The sequence below is a fragment of the Jannaschia formosa genome, assembly GCF_003340555.1.
Classification (GTDB): domain Bacteria; phylum Pseudomonadota; class Alphaproteobacteria; order Rhodobacterales; family Rhodobacteraceae; genus Jannaschia; species Jannaschia formosa.
The window spans coordinates 1-5,433 of sequence record NZ_QPLJ01000059.1 but is presented as its reverse complement, the minus strand read 5'-3'; the positions used below and the strand labels follow the sequence as shown (position 1 = coordinate 5,433).

The 5,433-nt window shown below is 58.9% G+C and carries 3 protein-coding genes; 1 reads left to right on the top strand and 2 read right to left on the bottom strand.

The genetic code is table 11. The features are described 5' to 3' along the window. Positions 1-339 precede the first annotated feature (339 nt). Complete coding sequence (locus DR046_RS22550; protein WP_167767252.1) at positions 340-3,405, bottom strand: glycosyltransferase; 3,066 nt, start codon at positions 3,403-3,405, stop codon at positions 340-342. Between the two features lie 123 nt (positions 3,406-3,528). On the opposite strand from DR046_RS22550, the gene DR046_RS23380 reads away from it, so the two are divergent. Further along, complete coding sequence (locus DR046_RS23380; protein WP_135227394.1) at positions 3,529-3,843, top strand: hypothetical protein; 315 nt, start codon at positions 3,529-3,531, stop codon at positions 3,841-3,843. A 183-nt stretch (positions 3,844-4,026) separates the two neighbouring features. Here the strand turns inward: DR046_RS23380 and DR046_RS22545 are convergent, their stop codons facing one another. Beyond that, the gene (locus tag DR046_RS22545; protein ID WP_115384585.1) at positions 4,027-5,052 is read right to left on the bottom strand and encodes an IS5 family transposase; all 1,026 of its coding nucleotides are present in this window, start codon (positions 5,050-5,052) and stop codon (positions 4,027-4,029) included. Positions 5,053-5,433 lie beyond the last annotated feature (381 nt).

Genomic DNA, 5,433 nt, shown 5'->3' with positions numbered 1-5,433 from the left:
AGCCCGCACCTTCGGCGTCGTCGTGGCCCGCTTGTGAAGATGGATCAGCATAGTCTCGCCCCGCCTCGAATGTCCCTCAGGATCGACCTCGCCATGAAGAGCGCGGATCGTCGTGGGGAAACGTGATCATCCGGGATGGAACACCTAAGTTCAATGATGAAGGTTGGGTGACGACGCTGGACCGCATGTCCCGGCTCGTTTGAACGGAAGGCTCCGCTGGGTTTCCAAGTTCCGTGCAGGTTCGCAACCTCCGCACACAATCGGGGAACCAAACATCGCCGAGACCTCTGCCAGCCTTGGGCAGCCTGCCTCGTCAGGACATCTATATCGTCACGACTCTCAGAACGTGTCCCATGGCGCAAACCGATAGCTCAGCTTCTCGGCTGTCTCCTTGTCCCACTGGTTGCGGCGAAACATCAGCTCGAATTTTTTGTCTTTCTCGCCGATGTCACGCAGATGGTCGGTGGCCTTTTGCAGCTTGTGAATAAAGTGAGAGTCCGGAACGTAATACATCCGGTAATCGGTCAGATTTCGCATCATGTCCGAGTAGACGCGGTCCGACCTATAGTGGCGACCGTATTCCGCATCCAGCGGGCCGATCTGATCAATCAACTCTCGACGGATATAAACGGCAAAGAAGGCGGCATAACTGAACTCCAAATCTTTCCCATCGTGGAATATCGGAACATTGGCCACGTTGCGGTGATGCGCCGAGATATTCACGTCGCAGTCAGAGATCACGCTCGCAAAAGGCACGTGGGTACGCAGCGTCTTGGTGCCGGCAGGCAGGATCTGGCGCGGTACCGTCATGCCGGCGTCTGGCCGATCCAGGCAAGCGCGCTGCAGCGCCTGCACCGCGCCGGGCTGGGCGATCGCATCATTGTTGAGCAGGACAATGTCGGAGTCCGGCCGGGCCTGTTCGATGCCGACATTTACCGCATAGGTAAATCCAAAATTGCTCTCCAGTGGAATGAACAGGATGCGCCCGGTATCCTGTTCGGCACGGAGATATTCCCGTACCTCCTCGGAGGAGTCATTATCCACCACGATGATATCGAGCATTCCCTTCCAGTCGCGCCGGGCAAGTGCCTCGATGCAATCGTGGATATCCTCGAGCGACTGCCAGTTGGGGATGACGACGCTGACCGGGCGGATCAGCTCGGCCTGATCGAGTTTTTCCAGATAGGCGCGTTTCCGCATCCTGAAGCTCTCCAGAAGGATATCAAGATGCCCGACATAAGCGACATTATCGGTAATCGCATTTAGGCTCCGATTGTAGTGATAATGACATAGCAAGACTGGCACCGAATAGATCTTGCCGAACTCGGTCGCCCGCAGCACCAGATCCCAGTCGACATAGCGGCGTAGCTTTTCATCGAATCCTCCCAACCGGTCCAGGAATTCGCGGCGGTGAACGATGATGTTGTTGTCGATGTAGTTCTTGTTCTCCAGCAAGGCGCGGTGCAGATGGCCGTAGCGAATGGCATGGGGCTCATTCACCGCGCTGCGGTAGAGCAGCACGCCGGAGTAGATCATGTCGGCGTCGGGCAATTCGTCGAGCGCACCGACATGCGCGGCAAGAAAGCGATCGTCCCAGGTGTTATCGCTGTCGAGATAGGCGATGATTTCGCCACGAGCAGCCTTTAGAGCGGTGTTGCGCGCCACAGTCACGCCGCGGTTCTCGCGTAGTTCTATCAGACGAATGCGCGGATCATAAAACCCGTTAACCACTGCGACACTGTCATCGCTGCTGCCGTCATCGACCACGATCAGCTCGAAATTGCCATAGCTCTGCGCCAGAACCGAGGTCACCGCGTCACCCACTATCGAAGCACGATTGAACATCGGCATTACCACCGAAACCAGCGGCTTGTCTTCCAGCGACAGCGCCCGTCCCGCCAACCGCTTGGCAATCCCCTCCATCACTGCGAAGGCGCGCTTGTCCTCCTCAGCAAAGGGCGCATGGATTTCGGGTTGGGTCATCGACGATTTCAGAAAGCCTTGGAAATCCCAGTAGTCTCGTTTCGGCTTTTCCCAGCGAAAACTCCTGCGGGCGATCTCGGTCGAGGTCCTTTTATCGATCAGAACCGCTTCGTGGGATTTCCCATCATATAGCGCGAGGGGCACGGAGACCTGAAAGGCATGTCTGCCTTCGTTGATTCCATGCGCCTTCAGGTCCTGGCGAAAATGATCCGCAGTAAGAGGAACTTCATGCTTTCCGATTCGCAAGATGCCTTCCCTCGGCGTCTGGTCGCCGATGACTGCTAGCCAGCCACCGATCTGGTTTCTTGACGATTCGTCGACGGCGCCGCGTGGCTTCCAGGTCCGGGACAGTGCGTCAGGAAAGGCGATATTAGGCAGCATCTGCGAAACCACGACTTGCTCGCGGCGGCCATCGGCCGGGAACGCTTCGACGACCTCGACCCGCTCGAGGTCGCTCACGTCGGACAGCAGCGTCCGCCCCCCCCGGAGCGCGGCAACCATCCCGAAACCTCGTTCGATGCTATGAGCGATGGTTCCGTCGTCGGTATAGGCGGAGGGCTGAAACTCGATCGGACCCAGCGCTCGCCTGATTTCCTCCAGTGCGGCGCTGCGTATCCAGAAACAGGTGCCGGCGATGAACCCCCAGTCGGCAGTCATATAGTCAAAATCGCCGGCCATGCCCCCGAAAAGCGTGCCGAAGTTCTCATTGTTTTTCCGCATGTTGCTAGGCCCATGCAGGTAAAGCTGCCGCGCCCCGGCGAGGGTCAGCCGGGGGTCGGTCTCGAAGGCGCGGAGGATCCGGTCCACCTGGGATCTGCTGCCGAGCACCCCGCGCAACAGCGCATGGCGCCAGCGGGCCGGTTCCTTGGCGCCTTTCTTGCTGTGTATTTTGCAAATCACATCGTAGCAGGTCAGATCTATCTTGCGTGCGAGTGCGATAAGCGCGCCGGCGTCCTGTCCAGCATTGGGCACCGGCACGATCTGTGCCCTCGGCAGGGCCTTGGCGATCAGGTCCAAGGTCTCTGCATCGAAATCGTCGGGGCAGGTGACCAACTGATCCGCATCATCGGGGAAATTCGCCGAATATGCAGCCAGGTCCGACAGCGTGTCGAGATGAAAGACGTGCACCACAAGCGCGGCGCGGCCTTGGTTCGGGCGCGCCTTCCAGCCGGCTTCCTGACCCCAAGTAAGATAGTCCACCAAGGGGTTTTCTTGCCAACCAAGGTGATCTTCATGCTCTGAAACGTAAAAGTCACTATCGAACAATGGCGAAGGGTTCCGCCCCAAGATCCTCCCCAGTCGCAGATAATGTTCTAGCGGATCGATTCCAGTTTTCTTAACATCGAGATATTGCGAACAATACCATTTCTCGTCGAAATAGCCGCTCTCCGATATCAGTCGATACAGATCGGCCTCGGACATTTTTTTGGGAGACATACCTTTAGTCATGGCATTCTATATTCGCTTTGAGAAGTCATGCGCTCCAACGGGATGAGGAGAGTTGTGGGACGAGACATTGGCCGAGCCGCTTACAGCAAGTTCGGAATGCCAGGGAAAACTTGGCTGTTTATCGAACAGCTCCGATTTGAGCTTGGCTCAACTCCACTTTCGAGCGCAACGGTTTATCAGAAAGCCGCAATTTCATCTCGCATGGCGTTTTCTGGGTACTCCGGGCTGTCTCTTTCGCGGGCGGTGGTTCGTCAGGGCAGCCACATTCTTGAGCTAAGCCTTGATGGAATTCGGGGACCGCCATCCTGCCATGAACTGGCGCAGCAGTCCATTGGCGATCTCGCTTCTGCCGCGCTGGGTAGAGCAACCCGCGGTCTGGAAATTTGGGTTTTGCCTGATCAAGCATTTTGACATTCCCACTTGATTTAGGGCGCATTGGTTCTTTACACTTTTGGTCGCGGACCGCAGGCTCGGCGATATAGACACTGGCATGATGCCGACCTTCGGCGCCTTTTCGCGCCATGGGGTTTTTATGTTCTCTGCCCGTCCCGACCGGCATTTCGCGCCGCACCGCCTGATTTCTCTGCGCCGGGATCATGCTGGGCACGGGTTTAGGCGGCGCATGTTGTAAACGAGGCTCTTCATCCGGATCTTGGCGCGGGCGCGCACCAGTCCGATCGTGCGCACCAGGGTGCCGCCCATGTCGTTGGCCTGCGCGCCGAAGACGTGCTCGACGCGGACGCGCACGCTGGATTTGGTCCGGTTGCTATTCTTGGCCTGCTCAGTCAGCGGTTTGCCCCGCATGCCCTTGCGATGGACCTGGCTCCTGAGCTTGCGGTCCCGCAGCTTTGAATCGATCTCCTCGGAGCGATAGGCCGCGTCCGCCCAGACCCCGGAGCCGGTGTTGTCCCGCATCAGCAGGTGGTCGACGGCTCGACTGTCGTTTAGGCCGACATCACTGACGCGGTGGCGCCGGACCAGCTTGTGCTTTCGGTCGACGTTGACGTGGTTCTTGTAGCCGTAGTGACTGCGCCTTCGCTTCTTCGTCCAACGCGCATCGGTATCTTTCTGGCTGCGCTTGGCGGGCTCGTCCGCCCACCCCTCAGGCAGTTCGCTCTGCTTGATGGCCTGGTTCTCCTCTCGCGTGTTGCGGTTCTTCGGGGCCGGCACGATGGCCGCGTCCAAAACCTGACCACCCCGCGAGATGCAGTCCTGCCGGGCCAGATACCCGTCGAACCGCTCAAACAACGCCTCCACCATGCCCGCTTGCGCCAGCCCCTCGCGATAGAGACAGACGGCCTTGGCGTCGGGCACACGGCCCTCCAGTCCCAGCCCGAGGAGCCGCATGGAAGACAGCCGATCCCGCAGCTGATACTCTATCTGGTCGTCCGAGAGGTTGTAGAGCGCTCCCAGAACCAGCGCCTTAAACATCACCACCGCATCTATCAGTTTGCGCCCGGCCCGCGACTTGCGCGCTGGCGCGGGCTTGCGCCAAACCGCCTCCAGCGTCGGGCCAAGCTCCTCCCACGGCACGACGGCGTCGTTCTCAACCAGTGGGTCCTTCTTGGCATCAAGGCTCGCGTAGCGGTCCGAGAGGTCGAAGAAGCCCATCTGCGCCATCGTCATACCCCTCATGCCAAGTCACTGCCTCAGGATAGCATTGCGCGAAGGGCGAGGCAATTTATAGAGGTGCCCCCATTACGAAATCCTTGAATATCTCCTCGCGAGAACACCAGGCCCTTGCGTGCCAACGGAATCCGTCATGTCCGACGCCATGAGGTGCGATTTCGCGTTCGGCAGGAGCTGGTCAGGGCCGCTGAGGTCTGGCAGCAGGAACAGGTCTGCGCGTCCAGAGAGACGTCCTCGGAAAGCTCGGCGTCCGAGTGAGCTACTCCCCGTCGGTTGGACAGTTTCCGGGGTAGTTTAAGCTACTGCCTGCACCTTCTGATCGGTTTGGATGCCGTCGAAGTAGACCACGGCGGGCGGCTGGCCGCCATGGGC